The sequence below is a fragment of the uncultured Bradyrhizobium sp. genome (assembly GCF_936928535.1).
Lineage (GTDB): Bacteria > Pseudomonadota > Alphaproteobacteria > Rhizobiales > Xanthobacteraceae > Bradyrhizobium.
Genome location: NZ_CAKZHY010000094.1, coordinates 104,434 through 131,338, shown reverse-complemented (window position 1 = coordinate 131,338; position 26,905 = coordinate 104,434). Strand labels below are relative to the sequence as shown.

Sequence of the window (26,905 nt, the reverse complement as noted above, 5' to 3'; positions counted from 1 at the left end):
CCTGCGTGTCCAAGCGAGGATTCGACATGGCGAATGCAGGCAAGCAGGTACCCGGACGACGCTGGCTGATCGGCTGTCTGCTCGGCGTTGGAATTCTCATCAACTACATCGATCGCGTCGGCCTCTCGGCCGCGACGCCCGAGCTCACCAAGGAGCTCGGCCTCACCGCCACCGACATCGGCCTGCTCGGCAGCGCGTTTTTCTGGACCTATTCGCTGCTGCAAGTCCCCGGCGGCATGGTGCTCGACCGCTTCGGTGTCACCATGGTCGGCCGCGCCTCGAGCCTCCTCTGGGCGGTCGCCGCCACCATCACCGCGCTTGCCAGCGGTCTCTGGGGCATCGCCGGCGCGCGCCTGTTGCTCGGCGTCGCGGAAGCCCCCGCCTTTCCGGCCAGCCAGAAGGCGACCGGCCACTGGTTTCCGCTCGACGAGCGCGCGCGCTCGACCGCGATCTTCGATTCCGCCGCAAAATTCTCCAACGTGATCGGCGTGCCGCTGGTCGCCTATGTGATCTTTCTCTACGGCTGGCGCTGGGGCTTTGGCGTCACGGCGGTGCTGAGCTTTGCGTATTTCATCGCCTACTACATCATCTATCGCAATCCGAGCGAGGATCCGAAGCTCTCCAAGGCCGAGCATGATTACATCGTCGCTGGCGGCGGCACGCCGGAAGGCCCGGCGACCGCAGGGCAGAGCCGCATGCTCGGCTACCTCCTGCGCAATCGCAAGGTCTGGGGCCTGACCATCGGTTTCTCCGCCTACGGCTACACCTTCTATCTCTTCCTCACATGGCTGCCGGGCTATCTCGCCCAGACCATGCACATGAACCTGATGTCGGCCGCGGGCTATTCGACCATCCCCTGGATCTTCGCGACCCTGTCGGATCTCCTGATCGGCGGCTTCCTGGTCGATCACCTGATCGCGCGCGGCTACGACTCGACGCGGGTGCGCCAGTCGGTGATCATCGTCGGCATGCTGATGGGGCTTGCCGTGATCGGTGCGGCCTTCACCGTGAGGCCGGGCTGGGCCCTGCTGTGGCTGTCGATCGCGATCTCAGGGTTGTCAGCCGCAGCGCCGGTCGGATCCTCGATCGTGTCGTTGATCGCGCCCAAGGGCGGTGCAGGAACCGTCGGCGGCATCCTGAATTTCACCAACAACATGATGGGCGTGCTCGCGCCGATCGTGACCGGCATCGTGGTGGACTGGACGCAATCCTTCGCCGGTGCCTTCATGATCGCCGGCGTCGTGCTGCTGATCGGCATCTTCTTCTACGTCGTGGTGCTCGGCCGGATCGAGCCGATCCCCGATTTCGAAGAGGCACCGCCAGCAGGCGCCGTGCCTGCGACTTGAGGAGAGGGGCATGCCCCAGACGACCGACGGCAAGGACACGCTGATACGCAATGCCAGGCTGATCGACGGCACCGGCGCGCCGTGGTTCGAGGCGGACTTGCGTATCAGCGGCAGCCGCATCGCGGCGATCGGGGCTGCGTTGCCGGCGGAGGGGGCCGAGATCATCGAGGCGAGCGGATGCTATCTCGCGCCGGGATTCATCGACGCCCATTGCCATGACGATCTGATCTGCCTGCGCGAGCCCGACAGGCCCGAGAAGGTGATGCAGGGCGTCACCACGCTCGTGGTCGGCAATTGCTGCTTCTCGCTCTATCCAGCCACCACGGGCTCCGCCGAGATGCTACGTTTGCACTTCTCGGGGCTCGCCGGCGAAGTCAGGGCGAACGAAATCTTCGGCAGCTTCGATGGCTATCGGCATGCTCTGGAAGGGCCGGGCGTGGGTCTCAACCTTGTCTCCCTGGTCGGACATGCCGCGATCCGCCTTGCGGTGCTCGGCTATGAGCGCCGCGCGGCGACGGCGCAGGAGATCGCGGCGATGCAGGCGCTGCTGGCGCGGCAGCTCGCCCAGGGCGCGGCCGGCCTGTCGCTCGGCCTGGTCTATCCGCCGAGCGCCTATGCCGACACCAATGAATTGAACGCGCTGGCGGAGACGGTGCGGGCGCATGGCAAGCTGCTCACCGCACATGTCCGCTCCTATGAAGCCGGCCTGTTGCAATCCATCGACGAGTTCATCGCGATCTTGCGTGCGTCGCGCGCGGCGGGGTTGCTGTCGCATCTGCAATCGGCGGGCAAGCCGAACTGGGGCGCCATCCCCAAGGCGCTCGACAAGCTCGAAGCGGCGCGCGCGGAGGGGATCGACATCTCCTTCGACATGTACCCGTATCCCGCAGGCAGCTCCTACATGCTGCAATTGCTGCCGCCGGCCGCCCTTGAAGGCGGCATCGACGCGCTGCGCGAGCGTCTGCGCGATCCGCAGAAGCGCGAGGCGCTGCGCGTGCTGGTGGAGGAAGGCGATCCGGATCCGCATGCGGCGCAGTCGAAGATCGTGCTGATCGGCTGGCACAATGTGCGCATCTCCGCTACCGCCAATCCGGCGCTGAAGCCGCTCGAAGGCAAGTCGATGGTCGATGCCGCGCGCGAGCTCGGCATCTCCGCTTTCGAGCTGATGGTCCGCTGCATCGAGGAGGATCAAGGCCAGACCGGCATCATCATGTTCCAGCTCGATGAGGCCGATTTGCGCGCGGCCTTCACCCATCGCCTGCACATGGTCGGCTCCGATGGCATTCCGCGCCCGGGCACCAAGCCGCATCCGCGGGCCTATGGCAGTTTCCCGCGCGTCGCCGGCCGGTTGACGCGCGAGCAGGGCTGGCTGTCTCTGGAAGATGCCGTGCGGCGGATGACGGCGATGCCTGCGCAGCGCTTCGGCCTGTCCGCCCGCGGCATCCTGCGACCCGGCATGATCGCGGACCTCACGCTGTTCGACGAGACCATCATGGACAAGGCGACGTTCGAGACGCCGACGGAAATGCCGGCCGGCATCCGTTCGGTCTTCGTCGCCGGCGAGGCCGTGGTCGCGGACGGACGCAGCACCTTCGCGCGGCCAGGCCGGGCCCTGACTTGAATCACGAGACAGGAAGATACCCAATGACGTTGAAACGATACGGCGTGGCCGGCGGCACCGGCACCGGCGGCCAGCACCTTCCGTTTGCCCGTGCGGTGGAGGCCGATGGCTGGCTCTACGTCTCCGGCCAGACGCCGATGGAGAACGGCGAGGTGATAGAGGGCGGGATCATCGCGCAATCGCACAAGGCGATCCGCAACATGCTCGCGATCCTCACCGAAGCCGGCTTCGAACCCAAGGATGTCGTGCGCTGCGGCGTCTGGCTCGACGACCCCCGCGACTTCCCGAGCTTCAACAAGGTCTTCGCCGAATATTTCGGCGCCAATCCGCCGGCGCGCGCTTGCGTGGTGTCGAGCATGGTGGTGGATTGCAAGGTGGAAATCGACTGCGTCGCCTATCGCAAGTAGGCCATCGATTGTGCGCGCGCCTCGTCCTTCGAGACGACCGCTCCGCGGTCTCCTCAGGATGAGGCTAAGCGACATCTGCGTCCGCTAAAACTGGTGCCACGCACTCCGTCCTCATCCTGAGGGCCCGCCAAAGGCGGGCGCCTCGAAGGATGCGCCACAAGGATACCGCGCAATTAGAACCGCTGCGAGACGCCGACATAGAGGCCGCGCCGCGGTCCGTATTGCGGGGCGAACACGCCAATGCCGGAGCCGTCGCGGATCTGGTAGATCGTGTCGAACACGTTGACCACGTCGAACCGCAGCGTCGTCGGCTTGTTCGGCGCGACGATGTTGAAATCGTGCGACAGGCCAAGATTCACCTGCGTGTAGCCAGGGAGATGATCGGTGTTGGCAAAGCCCGAGCGCAGGCCGCTGCCATAGACCATCGACATGCTGTAGCGCGTGCCCGCCCAGAGATAGGAGGCGCCGGCCGAGCCCGACAGCATCTGCGCGTGGTCGGTGTAGATGTAATGGCCGGAGATGTAGGCGAGCTCATCCGCCCCGAACAGATATTGGTTCGAGACGACATTGGTCGCGATCTGCTTGGCCCAGGCGAGATTGGCGTAGGCGCTGAAATTTCCGTTTCGGTACGTCGATTTCAGCTCGACGCCGACATTCTCGCCGCGATCGTAGTTGAAGCCGCTCAGCACATAGGCCGCGCCGAACTGGCCGTCGTCGAGCAGGTCGCGCGCCTTTTTGTAGTAGGCGTCGGCACCGACTTCGAGACCGGGGATGGCGTAGATCTTCTGTGTCACGCCGACATCGAAGACGTGCGAGCGTTCCGGCAGCACCGGGCTGTTCAGCCCGACCTCCGGCGTCTGCGTGTTGGCAGGCGCACCCGGTGGCGTCACCAGGGCAAGATTGACGGGCGAGGCGATCACCTGCGAGGGCGGGGTAAAGTTGCGGGCATAGCCGGCGTGGAAAGTGGTGCCGTCGAACGGCTTCCAGGTCAGGCTGACGCGCGGGCTGAGCTGGTTCGCATCGACGAATTGCACCATCTGGTCGAAGCGCAGGCCGGCGTTCACAGTCAGATTGTTGGTGATCTTCCACTCGTCCTGGAGATAGGTTCCGATCAGCCAGCCGGTCTTGGCGCTGGAATCGAACACCGAGAATGGCGCGTCGATTGTGCCTGCGGTCGGGTCAGTGGGATCGACCAGCGGCAGCACCGTGGTTCCGCTGTTGACCAGCGTCCGCTCCGCACTGACAGACAGGCCGAAGCGCAGCGTGTGCGCATAGCCGATGCGCCATGACGTGTCCTGCTGGATGCCGTTGACCACACTCTGCCGATAGACGTCCGACGATACCCCATTGAAGACGAGATCGCCGATCGGATCAGGATAGAAGTGCAGCAGGCTGGTGCGATTGAAAAACGACGTCTGCGTGTCGAACTCCCCGTTCGAGGTCTGGTAGGAGACGACGTTGAACTGGTTGAACTCGTTCTGGTGCTCGTTCAGCCGGGACGAGTCGAAATTCGAGACGCCGAACGCCGTGTTGGCGGGCGCCTGGCCCGGATTGTTCGGGATCTGGAACGTCGCATTCGACACGCCGCTCATGAAGGTGAGGCGGCTCTCCGGATCGATCATCGTCGACAGATAGAGAAAGCCCTTCTCCTGATTGGTGCGGTCGTGGATCGCGTTGACCGACGGGGTCGGGTTCTCGATGCCGAGATTGTTCTGCAGAAACCGTCCCGACAGGAAATACTGCGTCTGCCCGGCGGTCCCGCCATATTCCACATTGGTCGAGATGGTGCCGTTGCTGCCGCCATAGACGCCGACGAGGCCTGTGTTGTTGAAGGCGTCGGCCTTGGTGGAGATGTCGAGCACCCCGGCGGTGCGCTGGCCATACTGCGCCGGCAGCGCGCCGGTGAGCAGGCTGAGGCTGCCGACGATGCCGGTGTCGAGGATCTGCCCGAACGCACCGACACCGTCAGGGAGCATCACGCCGTTGATGCGGTATTGCAGATTGGCATGCTCGTTGCGGATATGCAGATCGCCGCTTGCCGCGGAATCCTGGGTGACACCGGGGAATTGCAGCAACACCTTGTCGAGCGAGGCGTTGGTCCCTTGCGGCAGCGCCTCGATGGCCTGGCGCGTGAGCGTGTGCGCCGTGGCTCCGCCGGGCGGCAAAATGGATTGGCGCGCGGCATCGAGCCGTTCGCCGGGACCCTCGACGGCAGCGGGCGCCTCGGTCTGCGGACGCGCCTGCGACGCCGGACGTCGCCTGTCGACGGCGACGCGAACTTTCGGGCGGCGCCTCGCCTGCGCCTGCTTGGGCGCATCGACCTCGACGCCGGGAAGCGTCGTGACGGGCGCCGTCGTCTGCGCCATGGCGCTGGCGCCGGGATAAGACAGCGTGAGTGCGGCGAGGCTCGCGCCCGCCAAGATTGCTTTTGAAGACAGCATTGTCCTGATTTCCGATCGCGCACCGCCGCGCGCATTCAGAGCGCTTGCAGGCGGCATGCGCCGTCGCCATGCGACGGGTCATCTGCGATAGCCCAGTGGAATCGGCGCGACGTGCGGCCGATGCACAAGACAGTTCAATCGACGGGAGATCAGGAGGCGGGAGGGGCGCGCGGCTGGAACGCGTGGCGTGCCGATTCCAGATGAATGAATTCGGCATCGGTGGTGCGGTAGAGCAGCTCGACCGCCTGCGGCAAATGCAGCAAAGGCGGTGTCGCGAACATGGCCGTGCCGGCCATCGCGACAAGCGCGCAGATCGCGCAATTGTCCTCGCCCGGATGTTCGCGATCGGGATTTGCAGGTGATTGCTTCTGAACCGCCGCGCTATCGGGCGACGCAATGCTCTTGGCCGTCCCCTTGGCACTGTCGGCGAGTTGCGACTGCGCGAGCGGCGCAGCCTGCGCGAACCAATGGCTGTGGCCGAAGGTCAGCGCGAATTGCACCAGCATCGCAAACAATGCGAGGCGGGCACCGTGCCTGATATTCGACCGGAACCACTTCATCTCAAAAAAACCACCCCGCATCGCGAGGCACCCAACCGGGGTATCGCGATGTTATATTGTAACATCGCCTGATCGATCTGCGGATGTCAACTGCGGGCGGGCTCAGGGTAGTAGGCAGTGAGCCGCATGTGTCGTTCGGGCAACTCGGCATGCTTGCCTCTGGCCCATCCTTCGAGACGCCCGCCTGCGGCGGGCCCTCAGGATGAGGTCGGAGTGCGCGGCTGCAACTCGACAAAAGCTGCCGCTTAGCCTCATCCTGAGGAGACCGCGAAGCGGTCGTCTCGAAGGACGAGGCGCTTGTTCAGACCCCTGCCGAGCTCACATGCTACCTTCGCCGACAGAGGGAGACGGAAGCGCGAGAGCACTGATCTTTACCGCCCCTCGCGCACCCAGGTCGCCGCAAACGCGCCGAGCAGCAACAGAAGGCCGATCAGGCCGGAGAAGATCGGCAGCACGCCGACGCCTTTCACGACGCTGGCGTCGCGCATCCGCACGCCCATCCAGCCGTCGCCGGCAAAGACGCCGGTCGAGCGCACCGGGACGATGCGCGGCAGCTCGACGCTGCCGCCATCCGCAATGCGCAACGAATTGCCGCCGGTCGCCTGCGTCAGCGGCTTCAGGGTCTCGGTGGTGGAGGTGACTTCCGAAAATTCCTTCGGATTGGTCGGGCCGACATTGATCAGCGCCTTCAGCGTGCCGTCGGTCGCCTGCCACAGGCCGAGCTCGTTTGCGGGAAGGCTGGCACGCCACTCGCCGGGATCGCCGGGGCTGAGCGTCAGATCATGCGAGATTCCGGACGGCGAGGTCACGCTCACCGGCTGGACGGTGTCCGCCATGGTCTGGCGCACGACCACGAGATCCTTGCCCTGCACCTGCATGCGCAGCGCTTCCTCGTCGAGGTCCGGCTGCTTCATCAGCCAGTGCGACATGCGCCTGAGCAAATCGAGATGCGGGCCGCCACCTTCATAGCCGCGCGCCCAAAGCCAGATGTGGTCCGACAGCAGGAGCGCAACGCGGCCCTCGCCGAAGCGCGACAGGAACAGCAGCGGCTTGCCGTCCGCACCCGTCATGACGGGCGGGTTGACCGCATTGCGGGTTTCGACGGTGCGGAAGAAGCGGCTCCAGTGCGGCGGTTCGAATGCCGAGCCCTCCAGCCCGCGCGTGACGGGATGGCGTTTGCCGACATCGGAGAGATGCGCATAGAACGGCTTCTCGGTCACGCCGACCGGCTCGGCCGGCAGCACCGCGTCCAGCGGTGTCCGCCAGATGCTGCTGGTCGATGCATAGTCGGGGCCTGCCGAGACCAGCACGGCGCCGCCCGCGCGCACATAGCGTGCCATGTTCTCGAAATAGGGGATCGGCAGCACGCCCTGGCGGGCGTAGCGGTCGAAGATGATCAGCTGAAATTCATTGATGTGCTGCTGGAACAGCTCGCGGGTCGGAAACGCGATCAGCGATAGCTCGTTGATCGGCGTGCCGTCCTGCTTCTCCGGCGGACGCAGAATGGTGAAATGCACGAGGTCGACGCTGGCGTCGGACTTCAGCAGGTTGCGCCAGGTGCGCTCGCCGGAATGCGGCTCGCCCGAGACCAGCAGCACACGCAGCTTGTCGCGGACGCCGTCGATGGCGACGACGGCGCGGTTGTTGACCGGCGTCAGCTCGCGCTCGAGCGGCGAGGCCTCGATCTCGACGATATTGGGGCCGGCATGCTTGATCTCGACGTCGACGCTTGCGCTCTGGCCGCTCGCGAGCGTGCGCTCGTTGATGACCTCGCCGTCACGGCGCACCGTGACCTTGGCGCGCTCGCCGGTGACGCCCTGGTCGTCGAGCTTGTAGCTGATGGTCTGGTTCTGGCCGACGATGCCGAAGCGCGGCGCCGCGGTGATCGCGATGCGGCGGTCGCGCTCGTCCTTCTGCCCGGTGATCAGCGCCTGCACCGGCGCCTGGAAGCCGAGCGCGGCGGCATTGGCCGGGATGTCGTGAACGCGGCCGTCGGTGATCAGGAAGGCGCCAGCGACGCGGTCGACAGGCACATCCGACAGCGCAGAGGCCAGCGCGCCGAACAGTTTTGTGCCGTCGGTCTCGCCGTCGGCCTGTCCGGCCTCGACGACGCGTACCTCCAGCCCCTTGATCTTCTTCAGGCTGTCGACCAGCGCCTCCTGCGCCTTTGCGGCTTCCTGGTTGCGCTTGCCGAAATTCTGGCTCGGGCTCTTGTCGACCACGACGGCGGCGACTGAGGTGAGGGGATCGCGGTCCTCGCGCGTGAAGGACGGATTGGAGAGTGCCAGCAGGAACAGCGCCAGCGCCGCCACGCGCACGGCCGCGCCGCGCGCCCGCGCCACCAGCAGCACGATGGCGATGAGGACGATTGCCGCCAGCGCGATCCACAGGACGATCGCAGGGACAAGCGGCGTGAACGCGATGCCGTAGTTCATCTCTATCCTATTGCCCCAGCCGTTCGATCAGGGCCGGTGCGTGCACCTGATCGGCCTTGTAGTTGCCGGTCAGCGTGTACATCACGATGTTGACGCCGGCGCGGTAGGCGAATTCGCGCTGGCGCGGTTCGCCCGGCGTGAGCGGCAGCATCGGCTGGCCGTCGGGACGGAGCGCCCAGGCGCCGGCGAGGTCGTTGGAGGTGATGATGATCGGCGAGACGCCGTCGCCGCCGCGTGCCGGCCGCTGTGCGTTCTCGTCGTCATCCTCGCGCGGCAGCGCCTCGACCCAGGTCTGGCCTGAATTGAAGCGGCCGGGGAAGTCGCGCAGCAGATAGAACGTCTTGGTCAGCACGTGCTCGCGCGGCACCGGCTCGAGCTCGGGCACGTCGAGCGATGACAGGATCTCGCGCAACGCCTGCATGCCCGGGGTCTGCGAAGCGCCGTTATCGCCGGGCGGCGCTTCGACCGCGTCGCGGGTGTCGAAGATCACGGTGCCGCCCTGCTTCATATAGGCGTCGATCTTGTTGATCGCGTCCTGCGGCGGCTTCGGTTGGCCCGGCACGATCGGCCAGTAGATCAGCGGGAAGAAAGCGAGCTCGTCGCGCGCGGGATCGACGCCGACAGGATCGCCGGCCTCGAGCGCGGTGCGCTGCGCCAGAAACAGCGTCAGGCCGGACATGCCGGCCTTGACGATGGAATCGACGTCGGCATTTCCTGTCACGACATAGGCGAGGCGGGTCTGCGAGGTTGATTTCATCGCGAACTCGTCCGACGCGCTGTCGGCACGCGAGGGCGTCGGCGCCAGCACCGCGATGCCTGCGAGCAGGACGCCGAGCAGGATCATGGCAGGTGCAGCGCGCCGGCGCAGCAATGCGGCAAGACCGCCACCGAGCAGCGCGACGATGAGGGCGTCCACCAGAAACAGCGCCAGCGAGGTCGACAGCAGCCAGCCGCGCAGGTCGCGCGGCTCGGCGTTGGTGTAGGTTGCGCGCCTTGCGTGCAGGGGCGCGGTGTTGAGCGCGGCGATGCGGTCGGCAGCAGCGAGCGTGTTCACGGCGAGCGGTCCTTCTGCCGGACCGTAATAGCCGGGCGGATGGTCCGGCGTGGCGCGGTCGCGGTAATCAGCCGTCAGCGGCTTGGCGGTGGCGGGCGGCGGCCCGAAGGCGCCGAAGCCGTCGAGCGTGTGCAGCGGCGCCAGCGTCTCGGCAGTCGCCTCGGTGGCGACGCCGGGGCCGGGCTTGGCGGTGTAGCCGGACATGTCGACGACACGCCGGAGCATTTCGACGAAGGTGCCGGACATCGGCAAATCCGACCAGCGCATGTCGGCGCTGACATGGAACAGGCTGACGATGCCCTTGCCGCGATGTTCGCCGGTCACGAGCGGGGTGCCGTCCTCGAGCGAGGCCCAGCTCTTGGTGGCGAGCACGGCGTCGGGCTCGGCCAGCACCTGCCGGCTCACGGTGACATCCTTGGGGACTGCGATGCCGGCAAACGGGCCGTCGGCAGTGAAGCTGGCGAGATGCTGCGGCTTCTCCCAGGTCAGGCTGCCGCCGAGCGTGCGGCCGCCCTTGCGCAGCTTGACCGGCACGAGATCGTCTTCGGCCTGAGCGAGGCGGGGACCTGCGAACCGCACCAGCACGCCGCCCTGGTCGATCCAGGCGTTGAGGCGCTCGCGCAATTCTGGCGCGACGGTGCCGACATCGGCGAGGATGATCATCGGCAGCTTCTGGTCCAAAAACTGGGTGATGCCCTGCTGCGGGGCGCCCTTGTCGGCGAGCCTGACGTCGGCGAACGGCGCCAGCGCGCGCGTCAGGTAGAACGTCGGCGCCAACAGCGGCTGCGAGGTCTCGCTTGTCGAGCCCGAGACGATGCCGATGGCGCGGCGGCGCCAGCGCTTGTCGAGCAGCTGCACTGCGCCCGCCGAACGCTCGCCTGAAATCTCGAGCCTGGAGATATCGTTGCGCAGCTCGACCGGCAGGTCGAACGCCGCTTCGGTCTCCTTGTCCTGCATCCCGAAGGTGAAGCGCGCCTCGCCGATCGGCGAGGCCTTCTGGTCGAGGGCCCGCACCGTCCCGGTGGCAATGCCGCTGTCGGTGCGCAGCACCTTCACGGTCATCTTCGCGGCCGCATTTTCCGCCGCGACCAGCGCGAGCGGGGAAGAGGTGCCGCCTTCGAACAGCGTCAAGCTGCGATCCCCTATGGTCTTGCCGAGCCCAGCCACGAACTCTTCGCCGCGGCCGGTGTCGACACCATCAGACAGCCAGGCGATCTCGCAATCGCCGGTTGTCTTGAGGAAACGATCGATCGCGGTAAGGGTTTCACCCCGTTCGATCGAATAGGGCTTGGGCACGATCTGCCGCAGCGCAACGCGCGCCGCGCCCGCCGGCATCAGCGTGATGTCGCGGTTCGGCTCGGACAGCGGCACCAGCGCAATCGCGCGGCGGTCGTTGTCGGCGTTGGCGATCAGCTCGTCGGCGGCCCGGATCCTGGTGTCCCAGTTCGAGGCGGCGCTCCAGCCGTCGTCGAGCATGATCATCAGCGGCGCCTTGCTGCCGGCAAGGCCGGTTTGCGGATTCCAGATCGGGCCGGCGGCGGCGAAAATGACGAGGGCCGCGGCCAGGAGCCGCAGTGCCGTCAGCCACCATGGGGTCCGCGCGGGCGTCTCTTCCCGGGGCGCGATGTCGAACAGCAGGCGGGTCGGCGGAAACTCGATCCGGCGCGGCCGCGGCGGCATCACGCGGAGCAGCCACCACAACACGGGAAGGCTGACGAGGCCGATCAGCAGCAGCGGTTCGGTGAAGGCGAGCGGTAATCCCATCATGCGGCCGGCCCCGCCTTGATCGAGGTGACGCGGGCGCCCGACTTGCTCACCTGCATGCCGGCATGGAGGAACAGCAGGAGTTCAGCCGCCGAGCGGTCGGTCGCATGCGTCGTGAACAGCCAGTCGAGCTTGTTGGTCTCGGCGCGGATCTGGTCGCGGTGCAGCGCAAGCCGCGTGGTGTAATCCTGCGCCCAGCTCTCGGCGCGGCCGGCGGTGATCATGCCAAAGCCTTCCGGCTCGACGAACTCGACGCGGCCGGAATAGGGGAAGCTTTCCTCCGCGGGATCCACGATCTGCACCAGCGTGCCATGCGCGCCGGAGCCGGACAGCCCTGCGAGCGTCGTCCTGATCTCCGCGATCGGCGACCAGAAATCCGACAGCAGGATCGTCTCGGCGAGAGCCGCGGGCACGAAAGAGGGCGGCAGGCTCAGCCTGATGGCATCGTCATGCAGCATCGCCTGCGCCATCTTGTCGATGACGCTGCGGCTGGCGGTCGGCGCCATCAATCCGGGAATGCCGACGCGTTCGCCGCCCGCGACCAGCAGCTCGGCCAGCGCGAAGGCGACGATCAGCGTGCGCTCCAGCTTGGATTCGCGCGCGGTCTTCGAGGCGAACGCCATCGACGGCGACCGATCGGGCCAGATCCAGACCGTGTGCGAGGCTTCCCATTCGAGCTCGCGGACATAGAGATGATCATCACGCGCCGATCTGCGCCAGTCGACATTCTGCGCCGGCTCGCCCGAGACGAAGCGGCGGTATTGCCAGAAGTTCTCGCCCGAGCCGGCGCGGCGCCGTCCATGCAAGCCGTGGATGACGTTGGCGGCGATACGGCGGGCCTCGAGCACCAGGCGCGGCAGCGAAGCGGCGAGCGTACGGCTTTCGCCATCGGCACGTCGGATCGCGATGATCTCCTTCGCTGTGTGCCCGTTCTCTGCCGCCATCAACCGATCCGTGTCTTCAATTGCTTGATCACGTCAGGAATGGTCCGCCCTTCCGCGCGGGCCTGGAACGTCAATGCCATGCGGTGCTTCAGCACGGGCTCGGCGAGGTCGAGGACGTCGTCGATCGAGGGCGCGAGACGCCCGTCGATCAGCGCACGGGCGCGCACGGCGAGCATCAGCGACTGGCTGGCACGCGGGCCGGGGCCCCAGGCGATGGATTTTCCGGCCTCGCCGCTCTCGGCGCCGGGACGGGCCGAACGCACCAGCGAGAGGATGGCTTCCACCACGGAATCGCCGACCGGCAGGCGGCGCACCAGCCGTTGCGCCGTGATCAGCGCATCCGCGTTCATCGATCCCTTCGCCAGCGTCTCCTCGGCACCTGTGGTTTCGAACAGGATGCGGCGCTCGGCATCGCGATCGGGATAGTCGACGTCGATCTCCATCAGGAAGCGGTCGAGCTGCGCTTCGGGGAGCGGATAGGTGCCTTCCTGCTCCAGTGGGTTCTGCGTCGCCAGCACATGGAACGGCTTCGGCAGATCATGACGCGCGCCCGCCACGGTGATGTGCTGCTCCTGCATCGCCTGCAGCAGCGCCGATTGCGTGCGCGGCGAGGCGCGGTTGATCTCGTCGGCCATCAACAACTGCGCGAACACGGGGCCCGAAATGAAGCGGAACGAGCGCTTGCCGGCGGTGCTCTCGTCGAGCACTTCGGCGCCGAGAATATCCGACGGCATCAAATCAGGCGTGAACTGGATGCGCTTGGCATCGAGACCGAGCGTGACGCCGAGCGTCTCGACCAGTTTCGTTTTGGCAAGACCGGGCACGCCGATCAGCAGCGCGTGGCCGCCGGAGAGGATGGTGACCAGCGTGTTCTCGACCACACGATCCTGGCCGAAGATGACCGACCCGATCGCATCCTTCGCCGCGCGAATCTGAGCGGACACCTGCTCGGCCGAACGGACGATGCCGTCTTCGAGCTTCTCGACACTTTCTGCCATCCGTTAGCTCCTCAAGCCTGCCACGCGGCTTCCCTGCGTCGTCGAATGATCGCATCAACCTGCGTCATGGGCGCTATGCTAGACTTGCAGGAACGCCATGTATTCGTTGAATTAACCTATCCCCACCTTATCGGCTTCGGGTTATGTACGGCATCACGAAGTGGAGACCTCCACACCGGACGAATCCGGGGTGGAACCGTAGACTTACGTGCAACGTAGACTTCTAAGTCAGACCTGCACCAATCGTGCCAAAACGCAAAGTCAGGGCAAACCATGGCGAACCAAGGGCAGAGCACAAACCAAGGTCTTGAGGGGCTGAGTGCCGCCGCCAAAAGTGCTGCCAATGCCGAAGGCGCCAAAAAGGGCCTGCCTCCGGTGCATCTGTGGAATCCGCCGTTTTGCGGCGATCTCGACATCCGAATCGCTTCCGATGGTACTTGGTTCTACATGGGCACGCCAATCGGCCGTCACGCGCTGGTTCGCCTGTTCTCCACGATTCTGAAGCGCGAGGGCGACAAGCATTTTCTCGTCACGCCGGTGGAGAAGGTCGGCATCCGCGTCGACGACGCGCCGTTCATGGCGGTCGAGATGCTCAAGCACGACGAGGACAACCATCGCGTGCTGAGCTTCCGCACCAATGTCGATGACTGGGTCACCTGCGATGGCGCGCACCGGCTCCGCTTCGAGCAGGCGGCGGACGGCGGATTAACGCCATACCTGCATGTCCGCGCCGATCTCTGGGCCAAGGTCACCCGTGCGCTCTATTACGATCTGGTTGACATGGGCGAGGAGCGGATGGTCGATGGCCAGCCGATGTTCGGCGTCGAATCATCAGGCGAGTTCTTCGCCATGGCCGACGCGGAGCAGGTGAGGGCCGCGCTTTGAACGAGCTGATCTCCAACTCCATCTCGAAGAGTGAGCAGGCGCCCGTCGCGTTCCGCGCGGCAGATTTCTTCGCCCGCTCCAAGGCAAAGCTCAGTTTCGACGTGCCGCCCGGGCTGTTTGATCCGAATATCATCCCGGCCTCGGGCGATCCCGGCACCGACAAGATGCTGGAGATCGTCGCGCGCGAGCAGCCGGTGCGTCCCGCGGCGGTCCTGATAGCCGTGGTCGACCATGCCGAGCCAACCATCCTCTTGACGCAGCGCTCGGCGCATCTCAACGACCATGCCGGCCAGATCGCCTTTCCCGGCGGCAAGATCGACGCGATCGATTCCTCGCCGCTCGATGCCGCGCTGCGCGAGGCCGAGGAGGAGGTCGGGTTATCGAGGGATTTCGTCGATCCGATCGGCTATCTCGATCTCTATGGCACCGCGTTCGGCTTCCGCATCCTGCCGACGGTGGCCAGGGTCCGCCCCGGTTTTCAACTGACGATCAACCATTCCGAGGTTGATGACGCATTCGAAGTGCCGCTATCCTTCCTGATGAATCCGGCCAATCACCAGGTCCACAGCAAGGAATTCCGCGGCATGGAGCGGTTTTACTATGCGATGCCGTTTGCGGAGCGCTACATCTGGGGCGCCACGGCGGGGATGCTCCGTGTGCTGTATGAGCGGATCTATTCGTCATGATCCGGCCGATCCTGACCGAGATCGGAATCTTCCTCATCCCCTTTGCCGTCTATGCGCTGTTTCTGGCCGCCACGCGGTCCGGCCTGTTCGTGCAATCGTCCTGGCCGATCACCGTCGTCGCGCGCCTCATCCTGGTGGCGCTGGTGCTCGTCATCGCCGGGCTGATCGGCCTTGCGCATTTCTCCGGCGCCGCGCCGAACTCGACCTACATTCCCGCCCATATCGAGAACGGCAAGCTCGTGCCGGGCAGAGAAAGCTAAGGGCCGGACGATGAGCACGGAGCCGATCCTTGCTGGTGCGCCCTGGCTGATCGCAGGCGGGACCGCGCGCGTCCTGCAACTGCTCAACGCCGACGGCGAGGAGGCGCGCGTGGTCGGCGGCACCGTCCGCAACGCGCTGCTCGACCTGCCGCCCGGCGATATGGACATCGCAACCACGGCATTGCCGGAGGAGGTGGTGCGGCGCGCCAAGGCTGCCGGCATCAAATGCGTGCCGACTGGCATCGACCACGGCACCGTCACGCTGGTCATCGACGGCGCGCCTTACGAGGTCACGACGCTGCGCGAGGACACCGAGACCTTCGGCCGCAAGGCCAAGGTTGCCTTCGGCCGCGACTGGGTGAAGGACGCCGAGCGGCGCGACTTCACCATGAATGGCCTGTCGGTCGATGCAAGCGGCGTGGTCTACGATTATGTCGGCGGCATTGCGGATGCCAAGGCGCGCCGCGTCCGCTTCATCGGCGCGCCCGACCAGCGTATCGCCGAAGATTACTTGCGCATCCTGCGCTTCTTCCGCATCCACGCCGCCTTCGGCGTCGGCGCGCCCGATCGTGACGGCACGCTCGCCTGCATCCGCGGGCGCGAAGGCCTTGCCACGCTCTCGGCCGAGCGAGTGCGCATGGAGATGCTGAAATTGCTGGTGGCGCAAGGCGCGTCCGCCGCCGCACTCGCCATGATCGAGGCCGGCCTGCTGCAGGCGATGATTGGCGGCGTTGCCTATGCCGGGCCGTTTGAGGCGATGATCGCGATCGAGCGCACGCTCGGCCTCACCGCAAGCCCGACGCGCCGTCTCGCTGCGCTCACCGTCGCCGTCACGGAGGACGCCAAGCGTGTCGCAACGCGCCTGCGGCTCTCCAATGCGGAAACCAAGGCGCTGGACTCGATGGGCCATCGCTGGTGGCGCTTCCCAACCAGGGACGAGGCCAGCGCGCGGCGGCTGGTCTATCGGCTGGGCCCCGAGCGCTATCACGATCGCGTGTTGCTGGCCTGGGCGCGCCGCGGCGACGATGCGCATTCGTCGCGCTGGCGCGAGCTCGCCGAGCTTCCGCAGCGCTGGACCGCGCCGAAATTTCCGCTGAAGGCCGCCGACTTTATCGCGCGGGGCCTCTCGGAAGGACCCGCGCTCGGACATGTGTTGACACTCGCCGAGGACGCTTGGCTCGCGGCCGATTTTCCCCTAGAGCAGGCCGCACTCGCTGCCATCGCCGACCAGGCCTTGGCACGCGTCAGCCGCGACGGGAAAAATTGAGCATCGTTTCAGGCTTCGCCGACATCTCGCTTCTCCAGCTGCTGCTGGTTGCAATGATGGCGTTGTTTGCTTCGATCATCGGTGGTCTCGCCGGCTACGGCACCGGCGCCCTGATGCCCCTGGTGCTGGTGCCTCTCGTCGGCGCCGAGCCTGTTGTGCCGATCATCGCGATCTCGGCGCTCTTCACCAATTCCAGCCGCGCGGTTGCTTATCTCCGCTATGCCGACCGTCGCCGCGCAGCGATCGTGCTGGCCTGCGCGGCGCTGACGACCGCGCTCGGCGCTTACGGCTACACCCGCCTCACCAATACAGGCGCGGCGCTCGTGATCGGCACCATGCTGATCCTGAGCGTGCCGCTGCGCCGTGTCCTGCGCCGTCGCCAGGTCAGGATCGGCGACACCGGCCTTGCGGCGGGCTCGGTCGGTTACGGCGTCCTTGTCGGCGGCACGTCGGGCTCGGGCGTGATCCTGCTCTCGCTGCTGATGGCCGCGGGCCTTGAAGGCGCCGCTGTGATTGCGACCGATGCGATGGTCTCGCTCGGCACCGGCCTCATCAAGATCTCGGTGTTCGGCCTCGCCGGCGCGGTGACCGCGCAGGTGCTCGCCCTCGCGCTGCTGATCGGCGGCATCGCCATCCCCGGCGCATTCCTGGCCAAAGCCTTCGTCGAGCGGATGCCGGTGCATATCCACACCGCGATCCTCGACGTCGCGGTGATCACCGGCGGGCTGGTGATGATCTCGGCGGCGGCGAAGCAGCTGATTGTCTAGAAGGGCTTGCTCAGCGCGCGGGCGTAGCGTTCAGCGGCGCTCCCCCGACCGAGATCGGACCCGTCTGGGTCGCTGCGCGCGGTGGCTTCTTCGACCGTGGGACGGCGCGCGCTGCGGGAGCTGGTGCGACTTGAGACGCCGAAGCCGGCGGTATCGACGCAGTCGGCCCAGGCAAGGGAAATGGCGGGACCGATGGCTGAGGGGATGAGCCCTTCAGCGCGTCGATTTTCGAGCTGAGGTCGGCAAGCTGACCGACGATCGCCTTGAGCTGCTCCTGCTGATCGGCGACGGCCTTTTCGATCGCGGCCAGATCGTCGGCCGACTTCTGCTGCGTTGCGAGCAGGTCGGTCATAACAGCTTTGTCATTGGCACTGGAATCGGGGTCGGCGGCCTCGCGTCCCGCGGACTGGATCAACAATCCCGGATTCAGCCAGACATAACAGGCGCCTGCGCCTGCGAGCGCAAAGATGACGCCCGTGACGAGCGCAAGCGGCCACCGGCGACGCGGTGCGGGAAAGAAAGGCTGGGGCTCCACGACTGGCCAACTCTGGTGCGATTCGGAATTCATCCGAATTTCCTAGTCAGCCTTTTCGTTTCACGCAATTGGTGCTTCGGCCCAGGGGCGTCCATAGGGCCCCCCTGTCGGGGCACTGCGGCAGAGAGGCTGGGCGGTGCCAAACGCTCAGCCTCTCGTGCAAAGCAGTCCGGGGCGCCGTTTAGGCGGCGGCCGCCAGCACGCGCAGACGATGACCGTCGGGATCGAGCGCAACGAAGGTATGTCCGAACGGCATGGCGATCGGAGCTTGCGCAATCCGCACCCCGCGCTTCGTCCACGCCTCGAAGGTCGCGCGCACCGCCTCCTCGTTTGCGGCCGCCCATGAGATCTCGTTGCAGCCGGCCTCTGCAGCAGAAGGCGGCACGACGGCGTCCCGTTGCCACAGGCCCAGCATGGTGCCGTTCCCGAGCGGAAGAATCACGAATTTGGGGGATGATTGCGCGACGGGGCACTCCAGCAGGGTCTGATAGAAAGTGGAGCTCGCTTGCGCATCGTCGACATAGAGCACGACGAGATTGAAATCGGCCATTTGCATCTCCTGTTCAGCTTGGCGATGGCGCAAGGCTTAACAGGAGGTGCTGCCAGTTTCTGTCAGCATGCTCAGCGCTCGCCGATGCATTCGCGCTGGCGCCACTCCCGCAGCAGGTCGGTGCGGCGTCGCGGGTAGCGGCGCTCCGTGAGCGTGATCGACAGGATCCGGTCGGTGCGGAAATGGCGGTAGTCGCCGCGGCTCTCGCACCAGGCCGCCACCATGCGAACGCGATCGAAGAACCCGAGCGCGATCGGCCAGATCGTGCGATGGGTGCGGTTGTCGCCTTCGTCGCTGTAAGTGACGCGCAATTTGCGTTCGGTGCGGATGGCGGCCCGAATGATCGGCAATTCGGCGTCGCCTGCCGCCGGATCGCGGCGGGCCACCATCAGGCCCGATGTTTCCAGGCTCCGCTGCAGATCGTCCGGCAGCACGGCGGCAATCTTTGCAAGCGCGTTCTTCGCCGCCTTTCCGAGCGGCTCATCGGGCTGTGCGGCAACCCACCGGCCGCCCAGCACCAGCGCTTCGATCTCCTCTTCCGAGAACATCAGGGGTGGCAGCATGAATCCCGGCCGCAGGATATAGCCGATGCCGGGCTCGCCATCGATGTGCGCGCCTTGGCCCTTCAGGTCTCGATGTCCCGATAGATGGTCCGGAGAGAGACGCGCAGTTCCTCGGCCAGCCGGCCTGCCGCGACGGGCCGACGGTGGCTTCGCAGCAACTGGATCACGTCGAGAAGGCGTTGGGCGCGCGACATGCCGGCTCATATCACGGCCTACTGCCAGATTCTGTCAGCATCGGCTTGCCAGCCTGCGAGGCTGATCCAAGCCGGCGTCCCCGTCGTTTCCAGCGGCGGAGGCTCAAATGAAGCGCGACAACATTGTGCGATTTCCTGTTCCGGATCATGGTCTTTCCCCCGAAGAGCTGGAAGCCGAACTGGTGAAGCTCTCTTCTGAACTGGCTTTGGTGCTCTCGATCGGGCATAGCTCTGGGGGACTGGCCGAGATTTTGAGCCGGTTCGAAAAAGCAAGCCTCGCCCTGAAGGACATCGGCCAGCTTGTATCGCGTGGCAAGGACCGCGTGCGCGTCGCGGAGACATGCGATCGGATCGTGCGTTCAATAGCGGAAATGCGAAAGACGCTGGAGCCTGTCATCTCCTGATGGGGCTTCGGCCGGCTAATTGCGAGACGTGAGGCCCCTGCGATCCGGAACTTTGGCTCTGTTGCGTCGTTCCCGGTGAGCGGGTGCGAAGCTAGGCGGAAGCGATGAAGTGGATGTTGGTGGTCCTGGTCGGCGGCGTCTCGCCCGTCAACACCGATCTGGTGTTCGACAAGTTCGCTGATTGCCTCGCCGCCGAGCAGCAGATGCGTCAGCATTATTCGGATGCGTTCGATGCGTGGGATCGTATGGCTGCTGCAAGAATCGAACGGCGCAGCGACTACAAGAAAGCCCGTGACATCGAGGCCAAGCGGCTGCTGGGCAACATCGGAACTTGCGTTCCTCATGGAGGCGGCGATCAGCAATCCGTCGCCACGCCGCAGCAGCAACCTCCCGCGACATCGTCACAGCCTGCTGCGCCATCTCCGCCTCAGTCAACGCCCGAGCCAACGCCGCGAACCTAGAGCAACCGCGCTTGACGATCGCGAAGGAAGTGATCGAGTGAGAAGCGGAGACGCAAATGAAACACGGCTCGAAGCTTTCGAGCCGTGTTGTCCGTTTCTGTGTTGTCGTGGGCGGGCGGCGGACTAGCGGCGGCCCAATTGCTCGGCGACTTGCCTTTCGCCGGGCAGTTTACCCGAGGCCATCAGGCTGCTGCAGATCCAGCGAGCTTCCCCTGGTTTGGAGCCGAGGAAGGTCTTGGTGGCGTAGCACTGCGCGTAAGTGTTGTAGCTGAGCGTATCCCGGCAGGTGGACGAGAAGTTGCTGCTGACACCAAAATTTTCACCGGAGTAACTGCATCCGACCCAGGGAGCATTGCCGACCTTGTAACTAGTCTCGCAACCACCGTTGCAACTGCTGGCGGAGCGCTCCAGCCTGGCAAGCTTACCCAGCGCCGAATCCGGGGCGAACACCGGATTTTGGGCTGATGACCGAGCCGGTGGCTCGGTGGTGGGAGGTGACGGTCGACGGCCCCTGCCGCGGCACAACCGCGGGTCTTGCCCTTGGCGCTTCAACCGAGACGGCGGGAAGCGAGGAGTTCGGTGTGGGTTGCGACATTGCCGCGCTGCTGCACAGCAAGACGGTGGACAAGGTCACGACGACTGACGGCACGGCGAAGCCAAATGACAATCTCATAAGGTACTTCCCCAAATCCGGGACGGAACAGCCGTCCCGACAGCCAAGGGTTGTATCAGAATAACCCGATACCAGCAATGCGCGGAGCGCAAGGTGGCTTGTCGGAAATCGACCATGCGAGCCGTCTTACAATAACCTGACACGTTGTTGTGCCGGCATGGAAACAGGAAACAGACATGGACGAGCTAGACCGGACGCACAGATCTTCCCGCCTGATCTCCGCCAGTTCGGCTCGCATCTACAGCGCCTGCATCCATCAGGACGAACTCATGTGCTGGATAGCGCCAGAAGGCGCTGAAGCAGCAATCGAACAATTCGAAGCGAGACAAGGCGGCCACTTCAAGATCGTCCTGTCGTTCGGGAGCGATATTGGAAAGTCGTCGGCCCGGACGGATGTCGTGCTGGGGCGGTTCGTGACACTTGTACCGGACCAGAGGATCGTTCAGGCCGTCGATTTCGTATCCGACCGGCCTGACTTTGCCGGCACGATGACGATGGACTGGGTCTTTCATCCATCGGGCGACAAGACGCTTGTCAGCATCGTCGCTCAGGATGTTCCGCAAGGCATCAGCAAAGCCGACCATGAAATCGGGATGGCCTCCACGCTCGCGAACCTGGCTGGGTTTGTCGAAACCGGCCATCGTTAGTCGCGGCCAGCTCAGCGCCCGTGCATTGCGCCTGGCCAAGTTGCAAACAAGGTGTCGGCACAATATCGTTGGCGGCCCGGCGCGCCTTGTCTGGCGACCATTCCTCCCCAGGAGCCAAAGCTATGAACGACGTCTCAGCGCCGGGGATCAATCGCCCGCGAGGAAAGATCGACATTCCGTCTGCCTGGCTGGGCGCCGAGATGAAAGCCAATCCCGATCGATGGCTGGTTACGCTTAGGGACAGCGAGATCGCGGAGCTCGAGAACGCGGCCGAATGCTACCTTGCTCGGAGCAAGTACATCGCCGGGATCACGAAGCAGAGCTTTCCGCTTCCGCAGTTCGGCGCGCACCTGGAGCAGCTCAAGACGACGCTGCTCACGGGCCTCGGCTTCGAAGTCATCCGCGGCCTGCCGGTGGCAAAGTACAGCCAGGAGTTTGCCGCGACGATCTTTTGCGGGGTGGGCGCGCATCTGGGATCGGCGCGTTCGCAGAACGCGGCGGGTCACATTCTCGGCCATGTCCGCGACGTTGGCGCCGATGCGAGGGATCCGAATGTCAGGATCTACCAGACTTCGGAACGGCAAACATTCCACACGGATTCGTCCGACGTGGTTGGACTGCTCTGCATTCGCGAGGCCATGGAGGGAGGGGACTCCCTTCTTGTCAGCACGGCGACGATCTACAACGAGATGTTTGCCAGGCGTCCCGACCTTGCCGCCCTCCTATTCGACGCAATCGCGACGGACCGGCGCGGCGAAGTGCCGGAGAACGAAAAGCCGTATCTCGAGATCCCGGTGCTGAATTGGCATGCGGGCTTCCTGACCGGATTCTACCAGCGCCAGTACATCGACAGTGCGCAGCGCTTTCCCGATGCCATGAGGCTGACGCCTGCTCACGTCGCGGCGCTTGATCTGTTCGACGCGCTCGCAAATGACCCAAATCTGCATTTCGGCATGCGACTGCAGCCGGGAGACATGCAGTTCGTCTACAACCATGCCCTGTTGCACGATCGGACCGGGTTTCGCGATTGGCCCGATGCCAACCAGAAGCGGCATCTGTTGCGCCTCTGGCTCAGCATGGAAGGTGACCGGCCGCTGCCCGATTGCTTCAGGCAGCGCTATGGTTCGATCGAGATCGGCAACCGCGGCGGCATCATCGTCAAGGGGACAAGCCTGAACGTTCCGCTGGATTGAGGGCCGGAAGCGTCCACGGGCCGTCCGCTGGCATTTCTAACTGAGGGCGTCGCCTTGGCATTGGCTGGACGAACTCCCTCTCGCGCCATCAAGGTTTCGTACGCCGTATCCTGTCACTGGCGCTCAGCCGTATCCTGTCACTGGCGCTCAGATGAGAATTGCGGTCGCGCTGCTGCTTGCAATGGTCCCCCGGTTTTCGCAATCCAACTTCATGGCGGCTGACGATGCTGACCCGGACCCATCCGGCGCCCATCCCTGACCGCACGCGTGACGAGCTTTATGAACTCCTCCTTCCCCAAGTCGGGAACCTGGCTGTCCTGCCGAAATATTGACCGATCCTCATTCCACGAATAGTCTTTGATTTTTATCGTTGGGAACCAAACAATGGCTGTTGTGAATTTTATCTATCGTTCTGCGATGTTTTTCTCTCTCGCTCTGTTTTCGGTTTTGACCTGCTTTTGTGCAGATGCGTTCGCCCAGGACTCCTCTTACCGTTACGGGATGGGTGGTAAAACGGGGCAATTCGGTCAGATCCGTCAGCAAGTTGCTGCGACCGGTCAACCCTTCAGAATTGAAGGTCATTGTCAGTCGGCGTGTACAATGTTTCTGAAACTCAAGAATGCGTGTGTCGAGCCCAGCGCTGAATTGTTGTTTCACGCCGGCAGCAACCAGAAAGCTACGAACCAGATGCTCAATTCCTATAATGGAGCACTGCGCAGCTACCTCGTTGCAAATCATATTATGGACACCTCTTCATTCACCACGATCTCCGGGAAGGACATCATTCAGAAGTTTGGTTACCGCGCGTGCGCTGCAAAGTAGCGCGTCGACTACTCCATTCTCGTTAGTCGCTGGGCGGCGCTTTTCATGGGGCGCAAATGAACAGGTTGTTGCGGTGCGGACTCCTGCTTTGCCTTGTGACGAGTCTCAGCTCAAAAGCGCTGAGCCGAGAGTCGGAGGACTGTTCTTTCGACGTCGCCACGAAGCAGCGTATCTGCGCGCCGAACGCTACAGATAGTTCGGCGAAAAATCAGTCTTCGCCGAACTTTCTTCCTCCGCCACGATCGATCGCGGACATCACGGCTATTCTGGATAGCGAAAAGCCGGATCCTGCTACGTTGGCTCGAATGGAGTCTGCCGCTGACGCGCAGCCGTCTGCTGGTCTTTCGCAGGACGCTCTTGCACAATTCTACTACGCGCGGTCCGAGGCCAGGGGAATCCTGGGGCGTTCGATCGATGCGCTGGCCGACAGTCAGCAAGCGTTCCACCTCGCGCAGCAAGGCGCCGACCATCGTCTGACGATGCGTGCCGCGATGGCTACTGTGAGTTGGTTCAAGTCGACGGGGGACTACAAGCAGGGGCTCGCGATGGCCGAGCAACTGATTGCCGAGGCCGATCGACCGGAGACCAGGGGCAATCTGTTTCCGTTGCATCATCTCGCTGTCGGTATTGCGGTTGCAATGGGAGACCTGGCGCGAGCCGAAGTGTACTTGCGACAAGCGCTGGTTCTCATCGAGGAAGCGCGCAGTGGTAGTCCTCGCTGGCGAGCCTACCCGATAAGAGGCAGTTCCTGGGAGTGTTCGATTGCGCTGATGCAGGCGACGATCTTCTACGCGAGAGGCCAATTTCAGGAAGCCGAGGCCGCTTATGTCCGGGCGCGCGAGTTCCGAATCAAATCAATCGATGTCTTCGGCAAACTGGTAAAGACCGATCGAGACGTGCCGTTGACGTCCGACCTGCAAAGACAGGCAGATGGATTTCTACTCAATATCGCCAAGCTGAAATCACGCCGAGGACGATTGGCCGAGGCTGAGTCGGATGCCCGCATCGCGCTTTTTTCGCGTCTGAAAGCGGATGGGAAATATAATCGACTGACGACGCCCTTCGTAACCGGTCTTGCAGACGTTCTGAATTGGGAGGCCCGCTTCCCGGAGGCTGAGAGGCTCATACGGGCGAGCCTCGATATCCAGCGTACCCTTGGCATCGGCGACGATCATGCGACCAATGCCAACGCGCTGTCGTCGCTCGGTTCGATTCTAACCAGCGAGGGAAAATCGGACGAGGCAAACAAGGTCTTCGACCAGCTCGACAAAGCGATTGCCCAGTGGGATCCTCCGCAGAAAGTAGTTTTGCTGTCGAATGTCGCGCGGATCTATGCACTGCTGGCTTCGGGTCGGAATCAGGATGCGCTCGTCGCGGCGCAGGCACTCGTCCAGCGTGAGATCGCACGTGTGGGCGAACGCCATTTTGACTGTGCTTCCGCACGCGGCGCTCTTGCCCTTGCCTTGATGCGCGCAGGCAGGGACGCCGCCGCAATTCACGAGTTTGAAGTCGCGTTGCCGGTACTTCAGGCAGCACAACAGGATGCTGATGAGAGCGACGCGGTAACCATGGTAAGGTCTCAGGCCCGGTTGAAGTTCCTCGTCGAGAACTACATCAAGCTGCTGGCGACAGTTCGAAACACGGCTGGCGATGTGCCCGCTCGGACATTTGTCCTGGCCGACTCGATCCGCGGACACGCGGTACAGCAGGCCTTGGCGGAGTCGAGCGCGCGTGTGGCGGCAAAAGATCCGGCGCTCGCGGAGCTTGTGCGAAGCGAGCAGGATCTAAGCAAGCAGCTGAGAGCACAGCTCGGCTCGCTCAACAATCTCTTAAGCGTGCCGTCGAACGAGCGCGACGAACAGGTTCTGCACGATGTCGAAGAGTCGGTTGCACGATTGCGTATCGATCGCGACGCAGCTCGCGCTGAATTGACCACGCGCTTCCCCGCCTATGCCGATCTCGTCAACCCGAAGCCACCAAGCATCGAGCGAATAAAGGCGGCTCTTCACGACGGCGAAGCGGCGCTATCGTTCTATTTCGGAGACGAGGCAAGCTTTGTCTGGGCGGTACCGAAGACCGGCCCGGTGGCGTTTGCTTCCGTTGAAGCCAAGCCCAGCGAAATCAAAAGCAAGATCCAGAAGCTGCGGGAGGCTTTGGAACCGGAAGCGGCGTTGATTTCCGATATCCCGCCCTTCGACGTCGGCCTCGGCTATCAACTCTACTCCCTCCTCTTGAAGCCGGTTGAAGATGGCTGGAAACGGTCGAAGAGCCTTATCGTCGTGACGAATGGTGCGCTCGGGTTGTTGCCGCTATCGCTGTTGCCGACTGCGCCGTCCACGCTGGAAACCGACGACGACCCGCCCTTCGCTGGCTACCGGAACGTACCCTGGCTGGCTCGCACCCATGATGTCGCGACCCTGCCGTCGTTGTCGGCGCTTATTACACTGCGGTCGCTGCCCCCCGGCGCTCCCGGCCGAGACCAACTCATTGCGTTCGGTGACCCTATCTTCAGCGAACAGCAGGCCGCAGAGGAAAAGAAGGCCGAGCACATTGTTCCCCCGGCGGCTGCAACGACACGCGGCGCGCCATTGCGTCGGAGATCAATTCCAAAGTTGGAGGGGGTCGATGGCGCCGAACTTGCGATGCTGCCGCGTCTTCCAGACACTGCCGACGAGTTGAAGTCGATCGCCGTTGCGCTGCAAGCCGATCCGTCGAAAGCGCTGAAGCTCGGAAGGGATGCCAACGAGCACGCCGTCAAGACGATGGATTTGTCCAGCTTCAAAGTCGTTGTCTTTGCGACCCACGGTCTCGCAGCAGGCGAACTCGACAGGCTGACGCAGCCTGCCTTGGCGATGACGGCGCCCGCCGTTGCCGGCGTCGAAGGCGATGGGCTGCTTACCACGGAGGAAATCCTGCAACTGAAGCTCGATGCGGACTGGGTCATTCTTTCGGCCTGCAATACCGGTGCCGGCGAAGGAGCGGGCGCGGAAGCAGCGTCCGGGCTCGGTCGCGCATTTTTTTATGCAGGGACGAGGGCCATCCTCGTGACCAACTGGTCTGTTCATTCACAATCGGCGAAGGATTTGGTCACTGATCTGTTCAAGCGACAGGCCGATGACCCCAAGCTAACGCGAGCCGAGGCGCTGCGGCAGGCAATGTTGGCTCTGATGGATGGCCCAGGCTATCTGGGCCCCGACGGCAAGACTGAATTTTCTTATGCCCACCCGTTGTTTTGGGCACCTTACACAATCTTGGGAGACGGCGGTACACGTTGAAAGAAACAGCCGGGCGGTATCGAGACCAAGCGGAGGAGCCCCGAGTGAAGTCGGAGCTGATGGCAGACGAAACGACGCGCGACCAGTGGGAAACGAAAGTCGGCTGGAACTACGTTCATCAGTTCGTCGTCTAACTTGAAATCGCTGGCGCAT

23 protein-coding genes and 1 pseudogene are annotated in these 26,905 nt (G+C 64.2%); 15 read left to right on the top strand and 9 right to left on the bottom strand.

The window, feature by feature from the left end:
* The first annotated feature begins 26 nt into the window (after window positions 1-26).
* The 3 genes from Q0687_RS16980 to Q0687_RS16970 are packed head-to-tail and all read left to right on the top strand — an operon-like array spanning window position 27 to window position 3,374.
* Window positions 27-1,346, top strand: a complete 1,320-nt coding sequence (locus tag Q0687_RS16980; protein ID WP_298878769.1) for an MFS transporter — start codon at window positions 27-29, stop codon at window positions 1,344-1,346.
* A 10-nt stretch (window positions 1,347-1,356) separates the two neighbouring features.
* Entirely contained in the window at window positions 1,357-2,967 is a 1,611-nt protein-coding gene (locus Q0687_RS16975) for a D-aminoacylase (RefSeq protein WP_298878767.1), read from the top strand.
* Between the two features lie 23 nt (window positions 2,968-2,990).
* Entirely contained in the window at window positions 2,991-3,374 is a 384-nt protein-coding gene (locus Q0687_RS16970; protein ID WP_298878765.1) for a RidA family protein, read from the top strand.
* A gap of 173 nt (window positions 3,375-3,547) precedes the next feature.
* Here Q0687_RS16970 and Q0687_RS16965 read toward each other — a convergent pair whose 3' ends face one another.
* The 6 genes from Q0687_RS16965 to Q0687_RS16940 form a co-directional block, all read right to left on the bottom strand.
* Complete coding sequence (locus Q0687_RS16965; protein ID WP_298878763.1) at window positions 3,548-5,815, bottom strand: TonB-dependent receptor; 2,268 nt, start codon at window positions 5,813-5,815, stop codon at window positions 3,548-3,550.
* A gap of 149 nt (window positions 5,816-5,964) precedes the next feature.
* The gene (locus Q0687_RS16960) at window positions 5,965-6,375 is read right to left on the bottom strand and encodes a DUF2946 family protein (protein ID WP_298878761.1); all 411 of its coding nucleotides are present in this window, start codon (window positions 6,373-6,375) and stop codon (window positions 5,965-5,967) included.
* Between the two features lie 371 nt (window positions 6,376-6,746).
* Window positions 6,747-8,810, bottom strand: a complete 2,064-nt coding sequence (locus tag Q0687_RS16955; protein WP_298878760.1) for a hypothetical protein — start codon at window positions 8,808-8,810, stop codon at window positions 6,747-6,749.
* A 7-nt stretch (window positions 8,811-8,817) separates the two neighbouring features.
* A complete protein-coding gene (locus tag Q0687_RS16950; RefSeq protein ID WP_298878758.1) occupies window positions 8,818-11,631 on the bottom strand; it encodes a DUF4159 domain-containing protein in 2,814 nt (937 codons plus the stop codon).
* The gene (locus Q0687_RS16945; protein ID WP_298878757.1) at window positions 11,628-12,572 is read right to left on the bottom strand and encodes a DUF58 domain-containing protein; all 945 of its coding nucleotides are present in this window, start codon (window positions 12,570-12,572) and stop codon (window positions 11,628-11,630) included. The genes Q0687_RS16950 and Q0687_RS16945 overlap by 4 nt, the downstream gene beginning before the upstream one ends.
* Entirely contained in the window at window positions 12,572-13,570 is a 999-nt protein-coding gene (locus Q0687_RS16940; protein ID WP_298878756.1) for a MoxR family ATPase, read from the bottom strand. The genes Q0687_RS16945 and Q0687_RS16940 overlap by 1 nt, the downstream gene beginning before the upstream one ends.
* 273 nt (window positions 13,571-13,843) lie before the next feature.
* On the opposite strand from Q0687_RS16940, the gene Q0687_RS16935 reads away from it, so the two are divergent.
* The 5 genes from Q0687_RS16935 to Q0687_RS16915 are packed head-to-tail and all read left to right on the top strand — an operon-like array spanning window position 13,844 to window position 17,435.
* A complete protein-coding gene (locus tag Q0687_RS16935) occupies window positions 13,844-14,455 on the top strand; it encodes a DUF1285 domain-containing protein (RefSeq protein WP_298878755.1) in 612 nt (203 codons plus the stop codon).
* Window positions 14,456-14,475: 20 nt separating this feature from the next.
* Complete coding sequence (locus Q0687_RS16930; RefSeq protein WP_298878948.1) at window positions 14,476-15,141, top strand: CoA pyrophosphatase; 666 nt, start codon at window positions 14,476-14,478, stop codon at window positions 15,139-15,141.
* On the top strand, window positions 15,138-15,401 hold the full coding sequence (locus tag Q0687_RS16925; protein ID WP_298878753.1) for a DUF6111 family protein: 264 nt from the start codon (window positions 15,138-15,140) through the stop codon (window positions 15,399-15,401). The genes Q0687_RS16930 and Q0687_RS16925 overlap by 4 nt, the downstream gene beginning before the upstream one ends.
* A 10-nt stretch (window positions 15,402-15,411) precedes the next feature.
* A complete protein-coding gene (locus Q0687_RS16920) occupies window positions 15,412-16,668 on the top strand; it encodes a CCA tRNA nucleotidyltransferase (protein WP_298878751.1) in 1,257 nt (418 codons plus the stop codon).
* Complete coding sequence (locus Q0687_RS16915; RefSeq protein WP_298878750.1) at window positions 16,665-17,435, top strand: sulfite exporter TauE/SafE family protein; 771 nt, start codon at window positions 16,665-16,667, stop codon at window positions 17,433-17,435. The genes Q0687_RS16920 and Q0687_RS16915 overlap by 4 nt, the downstream gene beginning before the upstream one ends.
* Before the next feature lie 10 nt (window positions 17,436-17,445).
* Here Q0687_RS16915 and Q0687_RS16910 read toward each other — a convergent pair whose 3' ends face one another.
* The 3 genes and pseudogenes from Q0687_RS16910 to Q0687_RS16900 form a co-directional block, all read right to left on the bottom strand.
* Window positions 17,446-18,003 (bottom strand): hypothetical protein, encoded by a 558-nt coding sequence (locus tag Q0687_RS16910; RefSeq protein WP_298878748.1) that lies wholly within the window; start codon window positions 18,001-18,003, stop codon window positions 17,446-17,448.
* A gap of 148 nt (window positions 18,004-18,151) precedes the next feature.
* Window positions 18,152-18,520 carry a VOC family protein gene (locus tag Q0687_RS16905; RefSeq protein ID WP_298878746.1) on the bottom strand — a complete coding sequence of 123 codons (369 nt, stop codon included), beginning with the start codon at window positions 18,518-18,520 and terminating at the stop codon, window positions 18,152-18,154.
* 71 nt (window positions 18,521-18,591) lie between these two features.
* Window positions 18,592-19,277 (bottom strand): annotated as a pseudogene (locus Q0687_RS16900) (YafY family protein).
* Window positions 19,278-19,384: 107 nt separating this feature from the next.
* Between Q0687_RS16900 and Q0687_RS16895 the strand changes: the two are divergent.
* The 7 genes from Q0687_RS16895 to Q0687_RS16865 all read left to right on the top strand — a co-directional run bounded on the left by Q0687_RS16895 (window position 19,385) and on the right by Q0687_RS16865 (window position 26,752).
* Window positions 19,385-19,681, top strand: a complete 297-nt coding sequence (locus Q0687_RS16895; protein ID WP_298878744.1) for a hypothetical protein — start codon at window positions 19,385-19,387, stop codon at window positions 19,679-19,681.
* 104 nt (window positions 19,682-19,785) lie between these two features.
* A complete protein-coding gene (locus Q0687_RS16890) occupies window positions 19,786-20,142 on the top strand; it encodes a hypothetical protein (RefSeq protein WP_298878742.1) in 357 nt (118 codons plus the stop codon).
* 464 nt (window positions 20,143-20,606) lie between these two features.
* Complete coding sequence (locus Q0687_RS16885; protein WP_298878740.1) at window positions 20,607-20,879, top strand: hypothetical protein; 273 nt, start codon at window positions 20,607-20,609, stop codon at window positions 20,877-20,879.
* Window positions 20,880-20,991: 112 nt separating this feature from the next.
* A complete protein-coding gene (locus Q0687_RS16880; RefSeq protein ID WP_298878738.1) occupies window positions 20,992-21,462 on the top strand; it encodes an SRPBCC domain-containing protein in 471 nt (156 codons plus the stop codon).
* 122 nt (window positions 21,463-21,584) lie between these two features.
* A complete protein-coding gene (locus Q0687_RS16875; RefSeq protein ID WP_298878736.1) occupies window positions 21,585-22,655 on the top strand; it encodes a TauD/TfdA family dioxygenase in 1,071 nt (356 codons plus the stop codon).
* A 384-nt stretch (window positions 22,656-23,039) separates the two neighbouring features.
* Complete coding sequence (locus Q0687_RS16870) at window positions 23,040-23,477, top strand: hypothetical protein (protein ID WP_298878734.1); 438 nt, start codon at window positions 23,040-23,042, stop codon at window positions 23,475-23,477.
* A gap of 56 nt (window positions 23,478-23,533) precedes the next feature.
* On the top strand, window positions 23,534-26,752 hold the full coding sequence (locus Q0687_RS16865; protein WP_298878732.1) for a CHAT domain-containing protein: 3,219 nt from the start codon (window positions 23,534-23,536) through the stop codon (window positions 26,750-26,752).
* Window positions 26,753-26,905 lie beyond the last annotated feature (153 nt).

What these genes read in the sequence shown, in the direction of transcription:
- Q0687_RS16965 (WP_298878763.1), bottom strand. Translation starts at nt 5,815, where the DNA reads ATGCTGTCTTCAAAAGCAATCTTGGCGGGCGCGAGCCTCGCCGCACTC.
- Q0687_RS16865 (WP_298878732.1), top strand. Translation starts at nt 23,534, where the DNA reads ATGAACAGGTTGTTGCGGTGCGGACTCCTGCTTTGCCTTGTGACGAGT.
- Q0687_RS16935 (WP_298878755.1), top strand. Translation starts at nt 13,844, where the DNA reads ATGGCGAACCAAGGGCAGAGCACAAACCAAGGTCTTGAGGGGCTGAGT.
- Q0687_RS16895 (WP_298878744.1), top strand. Translation starts at nt 19,385, where the DNA reads ATGAAGCGCGACAACATTGTGCGATTTCCTGTTCCGGATCATGGTCTT.
- Q0687_RS16910 (WP_298878748.1), bottom strand. Translation starts at nt 18,003, where the DNA reads ATGAATTCCGAATCGCACCAGAGTTGGCCAGTCGTGGAGCCCCAGCCT.
- Q0687_RS16875 (WP_298878736.1), top strand. Translation starts at nt 21,585, where the DNA reads ATGAACGACGTCTCAGCGCCGGGGATCAATCGCCCGCGAGGAAAGATC.
- Q0687_RS16955 (WP_298878760.1), bottom strand. Translation starts at nt 8,810, where the DNA reads ATGAACTACGGCATCGCGTTCACGCCGCTTGTCCCTGCGATCGTCCTG.
- Q0687_RS16950 (WP_298878758.1), bottom strand. Translation starts at nt 11,631, where the DNA reads ATGATGGGATTACCGCTCGCCTTCACCGAACCGCTGCTGCTGATCGGC.
- Q0687_RS16890 (WP_298878742.1), top strand. Translation starts at nt 19,786, where the DNA reads ATGAAGTGGATGTTGGTGGTCCTGGTCGGCGGCGTCTCGCCCGTCAAC.
- Q0687_RS16870 (WP_298878734.1), top strand. Translation starts at nt 23,040, where the DNA reads ATGGCTGTTGTGAATTTTATCTATCGTTCTGCGATGTTTTTCTCTCTC.
- Q0687_RS16925 (WP_298878753.1), top strand. Translation starts at nt 15,138, where the DNA reads ATGATCCGGCCGATCCTGACCGAGATCGGAATCTTCCTCATCCCCTTT.
- Q0687_RS16880 (WP_298878738.1), top strand. Translation starts at nt 20,992, where the DNA reads ATGGACGAGCTAGACCGGACGCACAGATCTTCCCGCCTGATCTCCGCC.
- Q0687_RS16960 (WP_298878761.1), bottom strand. Translation starts at nt 6,375, where the DNA reads ATGAAGTGGTTCCGGTCGAATATCAGGCACGGTGCCCGCCTCGCATTG.
- Q0687_RS16920 (WP_298878751.1), top strand. Translation starts at nt 15,412, where the DNA reads ATGAGCACGGAGCCGATCCTTGCTGGTGCGCCCTGGCTGATCGCAGGC.
- Q0687_RS16975 (WP_298878767.1), top strand. Translation starts at nt 1,357, where the DNA reads ATGCCCCAGACGACCGACGGCAAGGACACGCTGATACGCAATGCCAGG.
- Q0687_RS16945 (WP_298878757.1), bottom strand. Translation starts at nt 12,572, where the DNA reads ATGGCGGCAGAGAACGGGCACACAGCGAAGGAGATCATCGCGATCCGA.
- Q0687_RS16940 (WP_298878756.1), bottom strand. Translation starts at nt 13,570, where the DNA reads ATGGCAGAAAGTGTCGAGAAGCTCGAAGACGGCATCGTCCGTTCGGCC.
- Q0687_RS16970 (WP_298878765.1), top strand. Translation starts at nt 2,991, where the DNA reads ATGACGTTGAAACGATACGGCGTGGCCGGCGGCACCGGCACCGGCGGC.
- Q0687_RS16980 (WP_298878769.1), top strand. Translation starts at nt 27, where the DNA reads ATGGCGAATGCAGGCAAGCAGGTACCCGGACGACGCTGGCTGATCGGC.
- Q0687_RS16905 (WP_298878746.1), bottom strand. Translation starts at nt 18,520, where the DNA reads ATGGCCGATTTCAATCTCGTCGTGCTCTATGTCGACGATGCGCAAGCG.
- Q0687_RS16885 (WP_298878740.1), top strand. Translation starts at nt 20,607, where the DNA reads ATGACCGAGCCGGTGGCTCGGTGGTGGGAGGTGACGGTCGACGGCCCC.